This window comes from Marichromatium sp. AB31 (genome assembly GCF_003718685.1).
Taxonomy (GTDB): Bacteria; Pseudomonadota; Gammaproteobacteria; order Chromatiales; family Chromatiaceae; genus Marichromatium; species Marichromatium gracile.
On record NZ_RHFI01000008.1, the window covers coordinates 19,337 to 39,256 of the forward strand.

Annotated in this window: 15 protein-coding genes and 1 tRNA gene; 3 read left to right on the forward strand and 13 right to left on the reverse strand. The window is 67.9% G+C overall.

Annotated elements, in window-relative coordinates; all coding sequences use genetic code 11:
• The first annotated feature begins 21 nt into the window (after window positions 1-21).
• The 3 genes from EBL84_RS07875 to EBL84_RS07885 all read left to right on the forward strand — a co-directional run bounded on the left by EBL84_RS07875 (window position 22) and on the right by EBL84_RS07885 (window position 1,410).
• Window positions 22-567 carry a hypothetical protein gene (locus EBL84_RS07875; RefSeq protein ID WP_123140315.1) on the forward strand — a complete coding sequence of 182 codons (546 nt, stop codon included), beginning with the start codon at window positions 22-24 and terminating at the stop codon, window positions 565-567.
• Window positions 568-582: 15 nt separating this feature from the next.
• Window positions 583-1,254 (forward strand): rhodanese-like domain-containing protein, encoded by a 672-nt coding sequence (locus tag EBL84_RS07880; protein WP_123140316.1) that lies wholly within the window; start codon window positions 583-585, stop codon window positions 1,252-1,254.
• Between the two features lie 71 nt (window positions 1,255-1,325).
• Window positions 1,326-1,410: transfer RNA gene (locus tag EBL84_RS07885), tRNA-Leu, on the forward strand.
• 54 nt (window positions 1,411-1,464) lie between these two features.
• On the opposite strand, the gene EBL84_RS07890 is transcribed toward EBL84_RS07885, so the two are convergent.
• The 13 genes from EBL84_RS07890 to EBL84_RS07950 all read right to left on the reverse strand — a co-directional run bounded on the left by EBL84_RS07890 (window position 1,465) and on the right by EBL84_RS07950 (window position 19,767).
• The gene (locus EBL84_RS07890) at window positions 1,465-3,366 is read right to left on the reverse strand and encodes an XrtA/PEP-CTERM system amidotransferase (protein ID WP_123140317.1); all 1,902 of its coding nucleotides are present in this window, start codon (window positions 3,364-3,366) and stop codon (window positions 1,465-1,467) included.
• Between the two features lie 11 nt (window positions 3,367-3,377).
• Window positions 3,378-4,538: a TIGR03088 family PEP-CTERM/XrtA system glycosyltransferase gene (locus EBL84_RS07895; RefSeq protein WP_123140318.1), complete on the reverse strand. Its 1,161-nt coding sequence runs from the start codon at window positions 4,536-4,538 to the stop codon at window positions 3,378-3,380.
• Window positions 4,525-6,084 carry an exosortase A gene (gene xrtA, locus EBL84_RS07900; RefSeq protein ID WP_123140319.1) on the reverse strand — a complete coding sequence of 520 codons (1,560 nt, stop codon included), beginning with the start codon at window positions 6,082-6,084 and terminating at the stop codon, window positions 4,525-4,527. Before xrtA ends, EBL84_RS07895 begins: the two co-directional genes overlap by 14 nt.
• Window positions 6,081-7,283 carry a TIGR03087 family PEP-CTERM/XrtA system glycosyltransferase gene (locus EBL84_RS07905; RefSeq protein ID WP_123140320.1) on the reverse strand — a complete coding sequence of 401 codons (1,203 nt, stop codon included), beginning with the start codon at window positions 7,281-7,283 and terminating at the stop codon, window positions 6,081-6,083. Before EBL84_RS07905 ends, xrtA begins: the two co-directional genes overlap by 4 nt.
• Before the next feature lie 15 nt (window positions 7,284-7,298).
• Window positions 7,299-8,378, reverse strand: a complete 1,080-nt coding sequence (locus EBL84_RS07910; protein WP_123140321.1) for a FemAB family XrtA/PEP-CTERM system-associated protein — start codon at window positions 8,376-8,378, stop codon at window positions 7,299-7,301.
• Window positions 8,375-9,232 (reverse strand): XrtA system polysaccharide deacetylase, encoded by an 858-nt coding sequence (locus tag EBL84_RS07915; protein WP_123140322.1) that lies wholly within the window; start codon window positions 9,230-9,232, stop codon window positions 8,375-8,377. Before EBL84_RS07915 ends, EBL84_RS07910 begins: the two co-directional genes overlap by 4 nt.
• Window positions 9,233-9,324: 92 nt before the next feature.
• Window positions 9,325-10,770: a TIGR03016 family PEP-CTERM system-associated outer membrane protein gene (locus EBL84_RS07920; protein ID WP_123140323.1), complete on the reverse strand. Its 1,446-nt coding sequence runs from the start codon at window positions 10,768-10,770 to the stop codon at window positions 9,325-9,327.
• Window positions 10,771-10,800: 30 nt separating this feature from the next.
• On the reverse strand, window positions 10,801-11,730 hold the full coding sequence (locus EBL84_RS07925) for an XrtA-associated tyrosine autokinase (protein ID WP_123140324.1): 930 nt from the start codon (window positions 11,728-11,730) through the stop codon (window positions 10,801-10,803).
• A gap of 31 nt (window positions 11,731-11,761) precedes the next feature.
• Window positions 11,762-13,300 carry an XrtA system polysaccharide chain length determinant gene (locus tag EBL84_RS07930; protein ID WP_123140325.1) on the reverse strand — a complete coding sequence of 513 codons (1,539 nt, stop codon included), beginning with the start codon at window positions 13,298-13,300 and terminating at the stop codon, window positions 11,762-11,764.
• 51 nt (window positions 13,301-13,351) lie between these two features.
• Window positions 13,352-13,954, reverse strand: a complete 603-nt coding sequence (locus EBL84_RS07935) for an XrtA/PEP-CTERM system exopolysaccharide export protein (protein WP_062277964.1) — start codon at window positions 13,952-13,954, stop codon at window positions 13,352-13,354.
• A 256-nt stretch (window positions 13,955-14,210) separates the two neighbouring features.
• The gene (gene prsR, locus EBL84_RS07940; protein WP_123140327.1) at window positions 14,211-15,569 is read right to left on the reverse strand and encodes a PEP-CTERM-box response regulator transcription factor; all 1,359 of its coding nucleotides are present in this window, start codon (window positions 15,567-15,569) and stop codon (window positions 14,211-14,213) included.
• Window positions 15,566-17,659 carry an XrtA/PEP-CTERM system histidine kinase PrsK gene (gene prsK, locus EBL84_RS07945; RefSeq protein WP_123140328.1) on the reverse strand — a complete coding sequence of 698 codons (2,094 nt, stop codon included), beginning with the start codon at window positions 17,657-17,659 and terminating at the stop codon, window positions 15,566-15,568. Before prsK ends, prsR begins: the two co-directional genes overlap by 4 nt.
• Window positions 17,656-19,767 (reverse strand): AAA family ATPase, encoded by a 2,112-nt coding sequence (locus EBL84_RS07950; RefSeq protein WP_123140329.1) that lies wholly within the window; start codon window positions 19,765-19,767, stop codon window positions 17,656-17,658. Before EBL84_RS07950 ends, prsK begins: the two co-directional genes overlap by 4 nt.
• Between the last annotated feature and the right edge of the window lie 153 nt (window positions 19,768-19,920).

Below are 19,920 nucleotides of genomic sequence, written 5' to 3' on the forward strand. Positions count from 1 at the left end.
CGCACCAGAGGAGATGACGGCATGACGCCATTTCGCACCCGCGCCCGCTTCACCCTCGTTCTGGCGCTCACCACACTGATGATCGCACCCGCCTGGGCCACCCACCGCAGCGAGGCCGAGGCGGCGATCGCCGCGGCGCGCGCCGCTCACGAACGCGCCGTCGAGGCCGGGGCCGAGGTCGCCGAGACCGCGGCGCTGATCGAACGCGCGGCGGGGCTGCTGCCCTCGCGCCAATACACCAAGGCGGTGCGGATCGCCGAGCAGGCGATCGCCCAGGACACCCATGCCTACGAACAGGCGCAACGCGACGAGACCGAGCCCGGCGCCGCCGCAGCCGAGGCGGCGATCGCCGCGGCCGAGGCCGCACGCGCGCGCGCCGACGCGGTCGGCGGCGAGTGGCGCGACACCGCCAAACTGATCGCCGAGGCGCAGGGACTGGCCCGCGCCGGTGACTTTGAGGCCGCCGTCGCGCTCGCCGAACGCGCCCGCCGCCAGGGCGAACTCGGTCACGCGCAGGCATTGCGCGAGCGCGACGCCGACTTCCCCGACTATATCCGCCAACCCTGAGCCCAGGAGACCTCCATGCACGCGAACAGCACCCTGATCCTGGTCGCGCTGGCCGGCGCGCTCGGCGTCGCTACCGCCGCACCGGCCGCCGAGAACCGGATCTCCCCCGAGATCGAATCGGTCACCGTCACCCACCAGGGCGAGAGCGTCACCATCGCCCGCGGTCACGACCGCGACGCGACCCTGCCCGAGGCGTTCCAGAAGACAGATCGCGGCTGCCCGCCCTTCTGCGTCCAGCCGATGGTCGCCGTCCCCGGCGTCGAGACCATCGGCGAGCTGGAGCTGCTCGACTATCTCAAGCGTATCGAGCAGGGCGACGACAACATCCTGGTGGTCGACTCGCGCACCCCGGACTGGGTACTGCGCGGCACCATCCCGGGATCGGTCAACATCCCCTGGAACACCATCAGCCGCGACAACGCTGGCACCTTCGAGACCCCCACCGAGGCCGACACCTTCCGCCACGTGTTGGCCGACGAGTTCGCCGCCGAACCACTGGCCGGGGGCGGCTGGGACTTCGGCGAGGCCAAGACACTGGTGCTGTTCTGCAACGGCATCTGGTGCCCGCAGTCGACCGCCAACATCAAGAACCTGGTCGAGATCGGCTATCCGTTGCACAAGCTCAAGTGGTATCGCGGCGGGATGCAGGACTGGGTGAGCGTCGGCCTGACCACGGTCACGCCCTGAACGACACGGGCGCCGATGGCGATCGGCGCCCGTTTAATCTCGCGGTGGATTCGGTATAGAATGACGCGCTTGCGCGGGTGGCGGAATTGGTAGACGCGCTGGATTTAGGTTCCAGTGGAGCAATCCGTGGGGGTTCAAGTCCCCCCTCGCGCACCAGCCTCCCTCCTCTCTCTTCCTTGTCCCACCGGCGATGGCCGACCGGGATCTCCCTCAGCCCTCGCCGTCGATCACCCGCCGGTGGAATGCGGCGAACATGAACAGACTCCAGATCGCCGGACTGAACTCGCGCATCCCCGACTGATGCTGGTCGACGATCCAGGCGAGCTGCTTGCTGTCGAACAGCCCGGTGTCGGCGAGCCGGTCGCCGAGCAGGGTCTCGCGCACCTGCTCGCGCAGCGGCCCGCGGAACCAGGCCGAGAGCGGCACCGCGAAGCCCATCTTCGGACGATAGAGGATCTCCGGGTCGAGATGGCGCTCGAGCGCGCGCTTGAACACATACTTGCCCTCGCGCCCGGAGAGCTTGAGGCCGGGGGCGAGCCCGGCGCTCCACTCGAGCAGCTGGTGGTCGAGGATCGGCACCCGCACCTCCAGCCCGTGGGCCATGCTGGCGCGATCGACCTTGGTGAGGATGTCGCCGGGGAGATAGGTCTTGAGGTCGAGATACTGCACCCGCGAGAGCGGATGATCAGGGGCGCGTTCGGCATGACGACGCAGCACCTCGACGGCGCGATAGCCCTGTAACTCGCGCCTGAAATCGGCCGAGAACAGCGACTGACGCAGCCCGTCGCCAAGGATCGAGACGCTCTCGAAATAGCCCTCGAGCGAGTCGCGCGCCAGCGCCTGGAAGGTCGACTTGGCGCGCAGCACCTTGGGCGCCCAGTCGGCCTTGGGATAGACCCGCCCGAGCAGCCCGAACAGCGGCCCGCGCATCCCCTGCGGCAACAGCCGGCGCAGCCGCTCCTCGTAGAGATGCCAGCGATAGCGGCGATAGCCGGCGAGGCTCTCGTCGCCGCCGTCGCCGGAGAGACAGACGGTCACGCGCTTGCGCGCCAACTCGCAGACACGATAGGTCGGCAGCGCCGAGCTGTCGGCATAGGGCTCGTCGTAGAGCGCCGAGAGCCGTTCGAGCAGGGCGAAGTCGTCGGGATCGACCGACTCGACCAGGTGCCGGGTGGCGAAGCGCCCGGCCACCTGCTCGGCATAGCGCGACTCGTTGTAGCGCGGATCGCCGAAGGAGATCGAGCAGGTGTTGACCGGCTGCTCGGAGAGCCCGGCCATCATCGCCACCACCGCGCTGGAGTCGACCCCGCCGGAGAGGAAGGCACCGAGCGGCACCTCGGAGATCAGACGGATACGCACCGCCTCGCGCAGCCGCTCGATGAGCTCCTCGCCGGCGCGATCGAGATCGCGCACGCCGTTGTCGGCGAAATCCAGGTCCCAGTAGCGGCGCGGCTGCGGCGGCGCCGTGCGGCCCCGGCGCAGGGTCAGGGTATGACCGGGTTCGAGCTTGCGCACCGCGCCGAAGATGGTGCGTGGATCGGGGATGTAGCCGAAGCCGAAGTATTCCTCGATCGCCTGGGGGTCGAGCGCGCGCGGCAGCGTCGGGTCGACCAGCAGCGCCTTCAGCTCGGAGCCGAACAGCAGCCGGCCGTCGTCGAGCAGCGCGTAGTGCAGCGGCTTGATGCCGAGCCGGTCACGGGCGAGGAACAGGGTCTCGCGTCCGCGATCCCAGATGGCGAAGGCGAACATGCCGCGAAAGCGCTCGACACAGGCCTCGCCCCAGGCCTCCCAGGCATGGACGATCACCTCGGTGTCGCTGTGGGTGCGGAAGCGGTGCCCGGCGGCGCGCAGCTCGGCGGCCAGTTCCTGGAAGTTGTAGATCTCGCCGTTGAAGACCACGGCGACGGTCTCGTCCTCGTTGAACAGCGGCTGATGCCCGCCGGAGAGGTCGATGATCGACAGACGTCGGTGCGCCAGCCCCACCCCGGGCTCGATGTGGACCCCGCCGTCGTCCGGGCCGCGATGATGCTGCGCCTCGTTCATCCGCCCGAGCAGCTCGGGGTCGATCGGCCCCGGTCCCCGGGTGTCGAAGATGCCTGCGATTCCGCACATGATGGACTGTCCTACTCCCCCGGCCCCGCGAGGAGCCCGTCATAGACCTCGAGATAACGCGCGACCATGGTGTCGAGTCCGAACTCGGCCTCGATTCGCGAGCGCGCCGCCGCGCCCTGGGTACGCGCCAGCGCCGGATCGGCGAGATAGCCCCGCAGCGCGGCGGCAAGTGCCTGGGTGTCGTCGCGCGGCACCAGGGCGCCGGTCTCCCCGGCCACCACCAGCTCGCCGTTGCCGCCGACCTCGGTCGCCACCACCGCCAGCCCCGAGGCCATCGCCTCGAGGATGGTGTTGGAGATGCCCTCGCCGAGCGAGGGCAGCACGAACAGATCGAGCGCGCGCAGACAGGCCGGCACATCGTCGCGACTGCCGGCGAACCACACCTGGGCGCCGAGCCCGGCGGCATCGACCAGGGCGCCGAGCCGGGTGCGCTGCGAGCCGTCGCCGATCAGCACCAGCCGCAACCGCGCGCCGCGCGCCGGGTCCTCGCGCACCAGGGCGATGAAGGCACGCACCAGGGTGGCCTGATCCTTCACCGGCTCGAGCCGCCCGACGGTGCCGATGACGAGGTCATCCGGTCCGGCGAAGCCCGCGGGCAGGACCGCGCGCGGCTCCTCGTCGGGCCGCGCGGGGCGGAAGCGCTGCTCGTCGACCCCGTTGCGGATGGTGTGGATGCGTTCGGGCGCGACCCCGACATCCTCGCGCAGATACTCGGCCAGCTCGCGCGAGAGCGGGATGTAGGCCTCGACCAGCGGACGGAAGGCACGGCGCAGCCAGCGATACCGGCGGCGGGTGTTGTCGAGGTCGTGGACGTCACGCCCGTGCTCGCCGTGGACGCGGTGCGCCACCCCGGCCAATCGCGCCGGGAGCTGCATCTCCAGGGTGGCGAGGTTACGGGTATGGACGATCGCCGGGCGCAGCCGCCGCAGCGCGCGCCACATCCGCAGATAGAGCCCGAGGTCCTGCCCCGGGCGCTTGGCGAGGTCGTGGACCTCGACCGGTCGCTCGATGCGCGCGCGGAAGTCAGGATCCACGCCCTCGAGGACGAGGATCGCATGACGATAGCGCCCCTCCGGGGTGCGGTTGATCAGGTTGACCAGTCCGTTCTCCAGCCCGCCGACGGCGAGCCGGTGGATGACATGGACGATCAGCGGCGGATTATTCTCGGCCATCATGGACTCCGGCGGCGGGACGACTGGGGGCATCGAGCAGGGCGTCGAGCGCGGGGCGCAACCGCTCGGCCAGGGCACGCAACCGCGCGCGCGCGGCCTGCGGATCGAGTCCGAGCGGGGTGTAGATCACCACCCCGGCCTCGTGACGCCCGCGCCCCTGGAGCAGCGCCAGCGCCTCATGAAGCTTGGCCAGGTAGTCGTTGGCGAGATGCGCGCCGTCGATCCAGTACCAGTGCCACACCAGCAGGGTCTGCTCGGGGGTCCGTACCCGCGACTCGATCAGCCCCAGCGAGCCACCGGCAAGGTCCTCGCGACGCGGCGCCTGCTGCGGCATCTTCCACCTCGGGTGCTTCTGCGCGACCAGCACGTTCTGCGAGTTGACCAGCTCGCCGCCCTCGCCGGCATAACCGGCGAGATAGAACCCGACGGGCTCGCCATCGCGGACGAAGACCTGCTCCAGGGTGGCGCTCGCGCCGAGATAGGTCGGGCGCCACTCGGTGAAGGCCGCGCCCGTCGTCCAGCCGGCGGGGGCCGCGAGCGGCGCGAGCGCGAGCGGCTGAATCGCGCGCGGGCGCTCGAGGTCGGCGGCGAGCGCCGGCCAGGCGAGCAGCAACGCCAGCCCGAGCGCGGGCAGCGCGTGTCCGCCACGCCGCCGCGCGCCCCGCCGATCGGCGGTGGAGGACACCGTCGGCGTCTCTGGCTCGGCGCGCGGCGGCTCGCGCCACAGCCCGCCGATGAGAAAGAGCACGAACATCACCAGCCCGAAGAACACCCAGCCGTAGATCAGGTGATCGACGCCGACGGCCAGGCGCATGTCGCTGAGGTGGGCGATGATCACGATCAGATAGGCGCGCAACCCGTTGGCGAGCAGCGGCACCACCGCCGCCAGGACGATGAAGGCAAGCCGGCGCCAGGGCGAGCGATAGCTGAGATAGGCGTAGATCACCCCGAGGAAGAGCGAGGCGATCAGATAGCGCACCCCGCTGCAGCCCTCCACCACCGACCAGTCACCGCTGGGGATGCTGAAGAAGGTGCCGTCCCAGAACACCGGGATGCCGGTCAGGCGCAGCAGGTTGACGGTGAAGGCGGCGGTGAACTCCATCAGCGGGTAGATCAACCCCTCGCCCATGGGCACCGCAAACAGCAGGAAGGCGAGCGGAAAGGCCAGACGCCACAGCATCGTCCGGCCGAGCACCAGCCCGATCAGCGCCCAGCTCAGCCCGACCAGCGCCAGCTGCTCGATCACCGCCACCTCGGTGAGCCGCGCCAGCAGCCACACCAGCCCCCCGGCGGCGATCGCCAGCAGCGCCAGCGGCTCGCCGCGCAGCACCACCCCGCGCAGCCCGGCGCGCTCGCGCCAGATCATGAACAACACCGCCGGCAGCACCAGGAAGCCGTGGGTGAAGGTCTCCGAGCGCGTCCAGATCTCGATCATCCCGGCAACCGTCGGCCAGAAGGCGGCGAGCAGCACGAGCAGCAGCAGCGCAAGCCAGATCAGCCGCGCCCGCGGCGAGAGCGGTCGGGACAACCAGTCGACTCGACTCATGATCCACCCTCCAACAGCTCGACCAGCCTGGGCAGGGTCGCCTCCCAGGCGAAATGGCGCTCGACCAGCGCCCGACCCTGTGCGCCCATCGGGTCATCGGACGTCGCCAGCGCGGCGAGACACTCGGCGGCGAAGGGCTCGACTGCCTCGGCCACCCGGGCCTCGCGCCCCGGGGCCGCCGGGATCCCCTCCAGCGCCTGCGGGGTGGCGATGACCGGACGCGCCATCGCCATCGCCTCGAGCACCTTGTTCTGGATACCGCGGGCGATGTGCAGCGGCACCACCGCCGCGGCGGCATGTTGCAGATAGGGTCGCACGTCGGGCACCGCGCCGGTGACCACAACGCCGGGCAGCCGCCCGAGCTGGCGCACCGCGCGGGTCGGATTCATCCCCACCACCCAGAACTCGGCATCGGCCCGACGTGCGCGGATCCGCGGCAGCACCTGCTCGGCGAACCAGGCCGCGCCCTGGGCATTGGCCCAGTAGTCCATGGCGCCGGTGAAGACCAGCCTGGGGGCGAGGTCCGGATAGGGCGATGGCGTCCCGGGAGCCACGGCGAAGTGCGCGGTGTCGACACCATTGCCGACCACCTCGACCCGCGCCGAGGCGTCATCGAGCCGCTCACGAAAGAGCGCCGCCTCGGCCTCGGAGACCAGCGTCGAGGCATCACAGGCGGTGGCCAGGCGACGCTCGAACGCGCCCAGTCGCCGCGCCTCGCGGGCATAGACCCAGCGCATCGGCGGCGGACTCTCGGCGGCGTACTGGCGCCATTTCTCCGAGTCGACATCGACCAGGTCGATCACCCGGCGCAGATCGGCGCAGGCCGGATCGAACAGGTACTGGCCCATCGATGAGGAGAAGGCGAGCACGCGACCGATGGCATGACGCGCGCGAGTCTCGCGCAGCCAGCGCCGCAGCGCGCGATCGCGGTAATAGGTGAGCGTCAACGGCTCGCCGCCGAGCAGCCCGCGCAGGCTCAGGAACTTGTCGCGGCGCGGATCGAGGGTACCGAACCAGCTGCTCGCGCAGCACTCGGCGACACGCGCGCGATGGACGCGGTCCTCGGGCTGGTCGATGAAGGTCGCCAGGTGCACCCGATAGTGCTCGCTGAGGAAGCGCAGCAGGTGAAAGGAACGGATCTTGTCGCCCTTGTTCGGTGGATAGGGGATGCGGTGGACCAGAAACAGCAGATCATCCATGTCCGGGTGTGGTCCTCAGCCGAGATTCCTGGCCAGCAGCGGGCCGATGAGCTGGCTCAGCGGCAGCGGCAGCCGCTTCCAGGCCGCGATGAAGAGCCGATACTTGGGGTTGAGCGGGTTGACGTCGGGCAGCTCGCTGGCACGCACCAGCCGATAGGCATAGTGCAGCGGCTCGGGCTCGAAGCCCCAGTTGCGCTTGAAGTCGAAGGCCCCGGTGCCGCGCTTGCTGCGCCCGAAGTCGAAGGTACGCGCGCCGTCGACGCAGGCCCGGCGCATCACCTCCCAGTACATGAAGTCGTTGGCCTTGAGCGCGCGCGCCGCCTGGGTGCCGCCGCCATAGTAGGGCAGCACCTCGTCGCGGAAGCGAAAGCTCATCACCCCGGAGACCAGCGCGCCCTGGTGCTCGACCAGCAGCACCTCGCAATCATCGCCGAAGACCTGCTTGAGCACGCGAAAATAACGACGCGGGAACACCGGGGTGCCGAGGTTGCGCACGCTCTCGCTGTAGACCCGATAGAGAGCATCGACGCCGTCGTCGAAGCGGCTCGACAGCCCCGCCTTGATCCCCTTGCGCACCATCGCCCGCTGCTTGCGCGGGATCTGTTGCAGGTTGCGCTCGGGGTCGGGATCGATCGCTCGACGGAAGGTGGCATAGAGCGCCTTGCCCGGCCACTCCGGGTGATGCGGCTCGCGCTCGCGCAGCTCCAGGTGCCCCACCCCGGCGGTCTCGGCGAGCCGGCAGGCCTCGGCCTCGAGCAGCCCGCGGACCTCCGGGTCGTCGGCGACCGCGCCGCCGTAGACACAAAAAGGGGTGGAGATCAGCGCGCGCCCGAACAACAGGCTGCGGATCTCGCCGAGCGGCAGGATGCCGCACAGCTCGCCGTCACGCTCGGCGTACAGGAAGGGCGCACGATGACCGAGCCCCTGCTCGAGCACCTGCTTCCAGCCGGCGCGGTGGAAGAAGGTCGCCTCGGGGTGACGGTCGACGAAGGCGTCCCAGCGGGCGAGATCGGCGTCCGTCTCGAGTCGGGCGATACGGATTGCGGCGGTTGACGTGTCCGGGTCGGCGGGGGCGGTCGATGGCGAGTCCATCATCGGCGAACAGACACTCCTTGCGGTTCGAGAAAGACCTGGTCCATGCGTCCCCAGTGAAAATCCTGGAGCAGGCGCTCGAGCCGCGCCTCGGTGCGTGCCAGGTTGAGATAGTGACGCACCCGGGTACGCGGCGGGAGACCGCCGACACGGGGCTGGTCGGGGTCGATCTCCCAGGGGTGGAAGTAGAAGATCGCGGCGGCCCCCTCGCGACGGTTGATCCGTCGGATCGCCTGGCGCGAGAGCGCGTAGGGATAGAGTCTGAAGAAACCACCGCCGCCACTGGGCAGGCGGCGCCCGAGGAGCGTGCTGGTGGTGATCGGGATCTCGACGAAGTCCTCGACCCCGGCGAGCGGTCGGTAGGCAAAGCGCGGCGCCTCGGGGATGCCGTAGAGATCATGACGTACCGGGTAGACGCTGGAGCTGTAGCGGTAGCCGCAGTCGTACAGCGTCTCGTGCGCCCAGCGCTGGTTGTCGCGATCGATCGAGTAGCTGGCCGCGCGATAGCCACGGACCTCGACCCCGCCGATGTCCTCGAGCAGCGCCTTGCTGCGGCGCACATCCTCGCGAAAGGACGTCGGCGTCTGCTGGGTGACGCGCACATGGGCCAACCCATGACAGGCCAGCTCGTGCCCGGCGGCGACCAGCTCGCGCACCACCCGGGGATGGCGCTCGGCGATCCAGCCGAGGGTGAAGAAGGTCGCGCGGGTGGCATGACGCTCGAGCAGCTCGAGGATTCGATCCATGTTGCGCTCGATCCGGCAGGGGATCTGCTCCCAGTCGGTGCGAGCGATGTGACGCTCGAAGGCGGAGACCTGGAAGTAATCCTCCACGTCGATGGTCATGGCGTTCAGCATGGCTGACGGACTCGCGACAGGGCTCTGCCCCGGACGCCGCTCCGGCGCCGGACGCATGCGAAGGGATGGGGACGGGACGGCATCCAGCACGTTCAGTCCGACCAGCTGGTGACCAGGCCCAGGGTCACGCGGTTCTCGGTGATGTCATCGGAGCTGCTCAACCGATACTGCAGCGCCACCCGGGTGTTGGTGCCGACGCGCCGGCTCAGTCCGGCATCGAGGGTGTATTCGTCGCGCTCGTCACTGCCATCGGTCACGCTGGTCTGGTCGAGCTCGCTCCGGCTCCAGCCGAGGGTGAGGTTGGAGCGGGTCAGGCCGGAGAGTTGCCGACTCCAGAACAGCCGGGCGCGCATCGTCGACTGATCCTCCGCGGTGGCCTCGTACTCGCGCAGCACATAGCCGAGCGAGGCCCCCAGGGTGCTGCGTCGGGTCTGCAGGGTGTAGCTGGTCTCGAAGGTGTTGCTGATATAGGTTCCGGTGGTCGGTGCCGCGGTGTCGTCGGTGACCTCGAAGGGTGCGGTCACCTCGGGGACGGTCGGATCGCCGAAGACGTCCTCGAACGCGAAGACCTCCGAATCGAGACGATCGCCCCGCGCACTGGAGACATCGCGAGCATAGCTCGCGCGCCACATCGAGCGCTTGCTGCGATGGGAGAAGTCGAGCACCGGCGTCATGCCGAAATAGCGGTGACCGACACCGACCCGCAGCGAGGTCCGAGGCGTCGGCGTCCAGGTGGTCGACAGCTCCCAACCGGCCCCACTGGTGCCATCACGCGAGGTGTAGTCGTTGTCCTCGTAGAGCAGGGTGGCGTCGAGGCGCCAGCGCCGCGAGAGCTGGTTGCCGAGCAGAAAGCTGGCATCGGAATAGGTATCCGAGGGCACCTCGTCGTCCTGGTAGTCGATCTGCTCGGAAGAGATCAACAGGGCCCAGTTGGTGGTGCCGAAGGCCGGACCACTGCGCAGCTCGATCGAGCCATCGTAGCCGATGCTGTCACTGCCCTCGTCGGAGTAGAAGACCCCGTTGTTGGAGAAGCGCGCGGTCAGCTCCGCACGACGACCGAAGCGCTCGTAATAAGAAGGCGAGATCTCGTAGGTGTAACTGGTCTGGAGGTTATCGGAGCGGTTGGTGGCATCGCCGCTGGTCGGACCAAGTGGGTCGATCAACTCCTGGCGCGCTGTCGTCTTGGCATCGACGAACAGCCGCTCCCTGAGCAGCTCGACCCGGCCGTTGCCCTGCAGGCGGTGATTGGCCCGGTCGCCGCTGTCCGAACTGAGATAGTTGAGGTACTGCAGCGAATAGGCGAGATCGAGTTCCGCGCGCCCTCCCTTGCCTGAGACCACGAAGCCCGGGGTCAGCTCGACATAGAAGTCGCTGCCCTGATCCTCCTCGGAGAGCGAGAGGTTGTCGGTATAGACCCCGTTGACGCTGAGCTGACGCGACAGCCGCCAGTCCGCGCCCCAGGCGGCGCCCCAGATCAGGGGCGCGGTCGCACACAGGCACAACGACACCAGATGACGATGCCGCGCGGGCTTCAGCATGACTCCACTCCCCGACAGCACGGACCCGGGTCAGACGCCGGGCTGGGCCGCCGATTCGTCCGCCGTTGGCGCTTGTCCATAACCGTATCCGTATCCATAACCATATCGGTAACCGGTGCCATAGCGATTGCCGAGCCCGGGGCGGTACTTGTTGAGCAGCAACCCGATGATCTTGTCCTCGCCGAGTCGCGCCAACCCCTCGTTGACCGCGTGCTGCCCCGTCTGCTCGGCAGCCACCACCATGATCACCTGCCCCATCATCTCGGCCAGCACCGCGCTCTCGCTGGCCAGCAGCAGCGGCGGTGAGTCGAAGATCACCACACGATCACTGTAGCGGGTCGAGAGCTCGGCCATGACCATGCTCATCCGTTCGCTGGCCAGCAGCTCGGTGGCACGCTCGTGACGACGCCCGGCCGGCAGGATGCGCATGTTGGCCACATCGGCATGCACGAGTACGTCGGCCACCGAGTCGCAGCTACCGTCGAGCAGATCGGTCAACCCCAGCTCGGCCTCGATCCCCAGGCGCTTGGCCGCGGTCGGCTTGGCCACGTCACCATCGACCAGCAGCACCGTGCGATCGCGCTCCATGGCGATGCTCATCGCCAGGTTGATCGCCGAGAAGGTCTTGCCCTCGCCCGGCAGGGCGCTGGTGACCATGATCATGTTGGCGTTATCGACGATGTCGGCACCCTTCTTGTCGACATTCATCAGCAGCGGACGCTTGATCAGCCGGTACTCCTCGGCCAGCTGTGAGCGCTTGGCATCCGGGGTCAGCAAGCCCTGGGCACGCAGACGCTCGAGCGCCAGGTGCTGGACCCGTCCCGGGTCGGTGATGGCTCCCTCCGATACGTGCCCCTGCCTCCCTGCGGACGTCGCCCAACCGGTGGACGAATCGGCAACGCCAGGCTCCACTGCGCCCTGGCGACCGATCTTGGCAATGGCCTTTTCGATGGTACTCACAAGGATACCCCCTGCATGTCCGTGTGTCGGACTAGATGAGAGACTGCAACAGCGGCAGACCGGAGACAACTAAGATGAAGGCGACCGCAAGCCCCACGGTCATCGCGAAGAACGGGATCAGCATGACCCGTTCACGTCTGCGCTCGGTGGGCGAGCGCACCAGGGCCACGGTGCCGAGCACCGGCAGACCGGTGGCACGATAGAGCAGCCGCCGATCGTCGAACACGGGACGAACCAGATCCATCGCCAGGGCGGCGAGCAGACCGCCACCGAGGGCGACCAGCAACACGCCGCTGGCGAGCAGCAGCCGGTTCGGCGCCGAGGGCTTGAGCGGCGCCACTGGTGGATCGATGACGCGGAACTTGACCCCCTCGGCGGTCTTCTCGACCTCGCTCGAGAGCCGCGCCGATTCACGCCGCTCGAGCAACTCGGCATGCTGGGCGACGATCGTCTTGTAGTTACGGGTGAGCTGGGTCAGCTCCGCCTCGATCTCGGGGATGGTGTCGATCTTCTGATCGAGGTCACGCACCCGCTGGCCATGATCATCGACCCGCGCCTGCAGTGCCGCCACCTGTGCATCGGCCTGACTGAGCGCCATGCGCAGGCTGCCATAGAGGCTGTCGGCCTGTACCGTGGTGGCCATCAGCGAGCTACCGGTGATCTCGTTGCGCTGCTGCTGACGCGAGCGGATCTCGCGGATCAATCGGCGCAGCTCGATGACATCGGGGTGGCGTTCGGTGTAGCGCAGCAGCAGCTCGTCGAGCTTGGTCTGCAGCGCAGCGATGCGCGGATCATCAGGCAATTGCGGAACCAGCGCCTCGGCGTTCTCCAGCGCCTGCTCCTGGGTCTCGATCTGCTGCTGGAGCTGATCACGACGCCGCTTGGCCTCCTGCAGGGTCAGCTCGGCGTCCTTGAGCTCCTTCTGCGCCGCTTGGAGGTTGGAGTAGTAACTGCCGATATCTCCCGACAGCAACCCGGCATAGCGACGCTTGAAATCGGCGAGACGGTGCTCGGAGTCACGCAACCGTGCCTCGTACTCCTCGATTTCCTGATCGAGGAAGTCCTGGGCGTTGGAGGTAGCGCGCTGATCGCTCACCAGCGCCTCCTCGATGAAGATCGACACCAGCGACTGCACCACCAGCTTGGCGCTCTGGGGATCGCGATCCTCGAAGGAGATGGTGTAGAGCGAGGGGTTGGAGCGATCGCCACGGATCTTGATCTTGTTGCCGAGATCGCTGATCAGCCGCTCGCGCTCGGCCTCGGTGCGCAGCTTCAGATCCAGATCGCTCATGCGGATGATCTTTTCCAGATTCGGTCGGCTCAGCAGCATTCGGCTCATCAGCGCCACGCGCTGCACCAGATCCGGCTGGATGGTCAGACCGCGCAGCAGAGGCCGCAGCACACTGTTGGTGTCGACGAACACCCGCGCCGAGGAGCGATACTCATCGGGGATACGCGAGACGATGGTCCATCCGGCGATCGCAATCGCCCAGGCGACGACGAGCGCGAGCCAGCGGTAACGCCACATGCCGCGCGCGTAGCCGAACAGTTGGGCCAGGAGTTCGTGCATCGCCGTCCTCTTTCAGTCTAAACCTGCATCACGCCGGGCTGTTGCACGGCTTCAGAACCAAGCTTCGGGGATGATCAGGATATCGCCCGGGAGCAAGCTCACGTTCTCCGCGATTTCACCATCGCGAATGAGATCATCCAGCCGTACCGAGTACTCCTGGCGCTCGCCACCGTAGTAGCGCACCAGCACCGATTTGTTGCCGGCGGCGAAATCGGTCAGTCCGCCGACGGCGATCATCAGGTCGAGCAGGGTCATGTGCTTGCGAAACGGCACCGCGGCTGGCGCCATCGCCTCGCCGATGACCCGCACCTGCTGCGAGGGCAGTCCGACGAAGCCCTTGACGATCACGGTAACGATCGGCGAGCGGACATAGACCGCATATTCCTTTTCGAGATCGCGGGCAAGCTGCGACGGGGTCTTGCCGCTCGCCGGCATGTCCTCGATCAGCGGCGTGGTGAGCATGCCGTCGGGGCGCACGGGGACCGTTCCCGAGAGGTCGTTGAGGCCCCAGACGAAGATGCTGACCGAATCGCCCGGAGCGATCTCGTAGAAGTATCCCTGCTGTACCGCCAGCTCGCGCTGCTCCGGCGGGACCGGCGGCAGGTCCTTGCCGGAGCCAGAACAACCGGCCAGCAGCACCAGTGCCGCGCCCATGCACAACCGCGACCAGGCGCCGTCGATCGATCCAAGATACGCGCTCAACAGTGTTCCCCCTGTAACCAAGCTCCAGGGACCAGCCCTGGTCCGATACCGCGCCCGGCGAGGCCGGGCGCGGCTTGTTCATGATCTTCGCCGAGCGCCGCGTCCGTACTCCGCCATGCGTTGCATAGATGTGGCGCAAACCACGAGGACAAAGCACCAAGCACCAATCGTGTAAACACGATCACAGTGCCTGAAGGTCGCAACGACCTCATTCCTTGAGCCCATACTTATCGAGCAGGCCGTACAGGGTCGGACGGGTCACGCCCAGCAACCGCGCAGCCTGAGTGATATTGCCGTCGACCCGGGCAAGCGCCTGACGGATCGCCCGAGTCTCGGCCTGTTCACGGACCTGCTGCAGGTTCAGCGGCAGGACCGGCTCGGCGCCGGCGGGCGCCAGCTCGAGATCGGCAGGTGTCAACTGCTGCCCATCGGCCATGATCACCGCCCGCCTGACCCGACTCTCGAGTTCGCGCACATTGCCCGACCACGCATAGGTCTCCATCGCCGCCAGCGCATCCTTGGTGAAACCACGCACCGTCTTGGCGTACTCACGGTTGTAGCGCTCGAGAAAGGCGCGCGCCAGCACCAGCAGATCACCCTCGCGATCGCGCAGCGGCGGCAGGGTGATGGTCACCTCGCTGACCCGATAGAAAAGGTCCTCGCGAAAACTGCCCTCGGCGATCTGTGCCCGCAGATCGCGATGGGTCGCGCAGATCACCCGCAGGTCGACGGGGATCTCCTGACGACCACCGACCCGCTCGATCACCCGCTCCTGCAGAAAACGCAGCAGCTTCGCCTGCAGCGGCTGCGACAGGTCGCCGATCTCGTCGAGAAACAGGGTGCCGCCATCGGCGTACTCGATCTTGCCTCGGGTCTGCTTGGCCGCGCCGGTGAAGGCGCCCTTCTCGTAGCCGAACAGTTCGCTCTCGAGCAGGTTCTCGGGGATGGCGGCACAGTTGATCGCCACCAGCCGGCCCGAGGCGCGCGGCCCCATCTCGTGCAGGGCGCGGGCGAACAGCTCCTTGCCGGTCCCGCTCTCGCCGAGGATCAGGGTGGTGACGTCGGTCGGCGCGACCTTCTCGACCGCACGACAGACCTCGAGCATCGGCGTGCTGCTGGCGATGATGCCGCGCAGCGGCGAGTCCATCTGGCTGTGCTGCAGGCGGAGATTCTCGGTCTCGAGCGCATGCAGCCGATGGCCACGCTCGACCACCAGGTTGAGGGTCTCGGCGTCGATCGGCTTGAGATAGAAGTCGTAGGCCCCGAGGCTGATCGCCTTGAGCGCATGACTGCGATCATCGTTGCCGGTGACCACCACGACCTTGGTCTGTGGGGCCAGCGCGACGATCTCCTCGAGCAGCGCGAGCCCCTCGCTCACCCCGCCGGGGTCGGGCGGCAGGCCAAGGTCCAGGGTGACCACGCTGGGACGGTGGCGACGCAACTGCGCCAGCGCCTCACGCCGATCACCGGCGAGCACCACCTCGAAACCATCAAAGCACCAGCGCAGCTGGCTCTGCAGCCCTGGGTCGTCCTCGACGACCAACAGACACTTCTCCGAGCCCTTCATGAGGCCACTCCATGATGCCCGGCGTGCACGCGCTCCTCCTGCTGTAACTCGCCATCCAGCGGCAAGCATACACGAAACAGCGTACCCTCCCCCGGCTGACTACACACCAAAAGATCACCGCCGAGCAGCCGGATGAACTCGCGGCTCTCGAATGCGCCGATCCCCATGCCGGTCAAGCCCTTGGTCGAGTCGAAGGGCCTGAACAGCCGCTCGCGGACGAATTCCTGCGACATGCCGACGCCATCATCCTCGATCTCGACGATCGCGAATCGGCCCTCTGCGAACAGACGAACCACCACGAGCCCTTCCGGCGTGGTCGCTTCCTGTGCATTTTGCACCAAATGACCGAACACAGTCAGCAAACGCTCGCGATCGGCACACACACAGGGCGACGATTGCGGCGCCTCGAACACCGGCACCGGGGCATGCCCGCCACGCCCGCGCACCAACTCCTCCAGCAAGGGCGCCAGACTCAGTCGCTGCGGCGCCTCGCCGCGCACACCATCGCGCAACTGCTCCATCAACCGGGTCATGCGCTCGACCGAGCTGCGCACGGTACGGATGACATCATCGAAAAAGGCAGGATTGTCGCGATGACGCTCGGCATTGGAGACCAGCAGGGACTGCTGGGCGAGCAGGTTCTTGAGGTCATGAGCGACATAGGCCGAGAGCTGGCTGAACGCCTCGAACTGACGCGCCCTGATCAGCGCCTGGTCGGCCAGGTGCTGAGCGACATGGGTCGCCGCCTGACGCCCCGCGGTGCGCAACAGTGAGCGGTCCTCCCAGTTGAGCGCCCCGGCGCCTCCCGGGCGGGCCAGCACCACGAAGCCGCACAGCGACTCGCGATGCAGCAATGGGATGATCAACCAGGCATCGGCCAGCGACGCGAGCCAGGACGGCGCCGAGAAGCCCTGGTAGCGCTCCGGGTGGCGGCGATACTCCTCGAGATCGACCACCCAGCCGCTGCGCGCCAGGAAGGTGATCATCGGCGCGTCGGCAGCGAGGATCTGCGCCTGCGACTCACCCAAATGGCTCTGGGCACAGAACTCGAACGCGCCGTGCTCACCTTTCACCCAAAGCATCCCGCCCGGGCTGTTGACGATCCCGCCGAGCGCCGAGATCACCGCCTCCGGCAACGCCACGCCGGGACGCGACAGTGCCGTGGTGAAGCCCAGCCATTCCTCGCGATAGTCGTACTTGAAGCTGAAGAAGTGCTTGCTGAGCAGGACCCGTAGGCGCGCGCGCAGCTGCCCCGAGAACAGCACCGCCAGCAGAAACAGCAGGGCCGCGAACAGGAAGGTGATCTGCAGCACCGCCCCCCAGGCGCCGCCGAAATAGCGGATGTAGTAGCCGGCGGCGGCCATCGCCAGCAGATAGAGCCCGGCGGCGGTCAGCGTGGCGGAGTGGAACACCGCGTGACGCGAGACGTGCACCTCCAGCGACCAGCTCGGATTACGCGCCGCCGAGACCGCGACCAACGGCACCACCAAGGCGTGCACTAGGCCGCGCGCCTGCCACAGCACGGGATCGACCCGATGCAGCAACAGGGCATCGGAGAAGAAGTACAGGTCGAAGGCGAACACCGCCCCGAGCCCGAGACACAGGTGCTTGATGCCCCAGCGCTGCTCGGGGCGGCGATTGCGGAAGATCTGCTCGAGCAATACCAGACCGAAGATCGACCACAGCACCCAGCCGAGCAGCATCGCATTGATCACCTGGGCGCCGTCGAGGCCGAGCGGGACCTCGAGCAACGGCACCCCCAGGGTGAGCAGCGCGCCACCGCTGATCACCCACCACGGTGCCTGCGCCCAGAAACGCAGCTGACTCGGATCGTGCTCGGCCACCAGCACCCGCGACAGGAAGATGAACCAGGCACCACTGCGGATCAGCTCGGCCACCGCCGACCACTGCCCCGCAGGCAGCAGACCATGCGTCATCGCCAACACGATCGCCGCCCAGCAGACGCCGGCCATGCTCGCCACCAGCGCAAACAGCCCCAACAGGCGCCCACGCCACGCAGTGGCCAGCAGCAGGGTCAGCACCAGATAGGCGATCAGCGCCGCCGCATAGCTGATGGTGGGCACGCTCATCCGTTCTCCTCATCCATCTCCACCCTCTCCGGCGCATAGGGGGTGAGCTCGACCATGCGACCGCGCGACCCGGCCGCCTCGGCCGACTGCCCCTCCAACGCCTCCGGTTCGACCGGACCTCGGCCCTCGACCCGCAATCGATCAGGGGCGAGACCGCCGGCGACCAGATAATCGGCAACCGCCTGTGCACGACGCCGCGACAGGTCGAGATTGTAGGCGGGATCGCCGAGGGCGTCGGAATAACCGATGATCTCGATGCCGAGATCATCACGCGATCGATACGCCTCGATCAGCACATCGAGCCGCCCGGCGAAACGCCCCTCGACCTCGGTGCTGTTCCACCCGAACACCACCTGGAGCGGCTCCGGCCAGGGCCCACGCGACACCTCGCGCACCGCCGCGGAGCTGTCAACGGCCGATACAGCGGCGGCAGCGGTCGACGGAGACGGCGCCACCGAGCGGAGATCGGCCACCCTGAGCACCGGAGGCTCATCGCTGACCTCGGTGGAGACCGCCATGGACCCATCCGCGGTCGCTCGCCCCACCGGCAGCGCCTGATCGGCGGCGGTCACACTTGACCCGACTGCGTCGGCCACTGCGACCGCAGGACGAGACTGGACGCGTGCGCGAGGCTCGTTAGGCTCGGGCTCGGGCTCGATCGGCGCCGGTCGTGGCGCCACAGACGACTCCTCGGCCACCAGCCCGGACTCAACCACCACAGCAGCCGGCATCGTCTCGACAGGCGATAGCGCCTCGGGCGCGGCCGGTGGCGGCTCATCGGCCGGCGAGAGGCCGGCGACCCGATCGTCGGCGGCGGGGGGCATCACCTCGACCCTCAGCTCGTGCAGCGATCGCGCCACCCACGCGAAGGTTGCTCGCCCCAACTCGACGGTCTGCTGCGGCTGGAGCAGATAGAAGGCACCGAGCAGACAGCTGGCGGCCAGGACACTGCCGCCGACGACCCAGCGGGCGGGCGAGCGACGCCGTCCAGGGGCGACCGCCGGCTCGGTGACGAGCTCATCGAGCTCCTCGGGCAGCAACACCGCCTCACGCAACGGGAACTCGTCATCGGATGGCGGCACCTCGCCGTCGAGCGCCTCGTCGAGCTCGAACACCGGCTCGGCGGCCTGGCTTGCGGACGGGGCGTCATCGACCAACGGTGGCGGAGACATCTGTGACGGCGGAGCCTCCCCAGGCCGCGGCGTCTCGGCGATCACCGGAGCAAGGTCGGGCGACGCGCTCAATCCCTGGTCGAGCGCGTCCCAATCGACCTCGATCTCCGGTGACGCGCCGGTCAGCGACTCCTGCTGCAACTCATCGAGCACCCCCTCGGCATCCTCGGCGCTGATCAGGCGGCGCTCCTCGATGAAGCCGTGCAGCAGCAACCGGCTGCAGATCAGGTTGATCCGCCGCGGCACCCCACCGCTGAACTCAAAGACGGTACGCAGCACCCCGGGCGCGAACTCCGGATCACCGTGCCACCCCCCCTTCTCCAAGCGGTGGCGGACATAGGCCAAGGTTTCGACCGGTCCCAGCGGCTCGAGATGCCAGGCCGCAACCAGACGCTGATGGACCTGCTCCATATCCGGCCCCTGGACCAGCTCGCGCAGCCGCTCCTGACCGACCAACACGATCTGCAGCAGCGGACGCCCCTGGCGCTGCAGATTGGTCAGCAGCCGCAGCTCCTCGAGCGCCGAGGCAGCCAGGTCCTGCGCCTCGTCGATGATCAGCAGGGCACGCCGCCCGGCCTGGTGCTGGCGCTCGAGGAACGCCATCAGTCCCTGCAACACATCCGCCTTGCGCGGGGCGCCGGCACTCAACCCGAAACCGTGGGCGGTCATCCGCAGCAGATCCTCGGCGGCCAGCTGGGTGCTGACCAACATGGAGACGGACACCTCCTGTGTCGGCAGACGATCGAGCAGGTCATTGATCAGCGTGGTCTTGCCTGTCCCCGGTCGACCGGTGATCATGACGAAGCCCTCGCCACGGTGCAGCGCATAATCGATATAAGAGCGCGCACGGGCGTAGTTCCTGTGGGTGAAACAGAAACGATGATCCGGGCTCAAGCGAAACGGATCGGCCCCGAGGGCATAGAAATGCTCGTACATAATGGCTCAAGACCTCTGATCGATCTGGCGGCGCGATGCTTTTCGTGGTAAAGATCACGGGGTGTGGCCAGTGGCAGTGGCTACGGCGGCGCACTGCCCGAAATGTCGGCATCACCCCTGTCTGCGTGCAGTCGACATTGCAATACAAGGGCC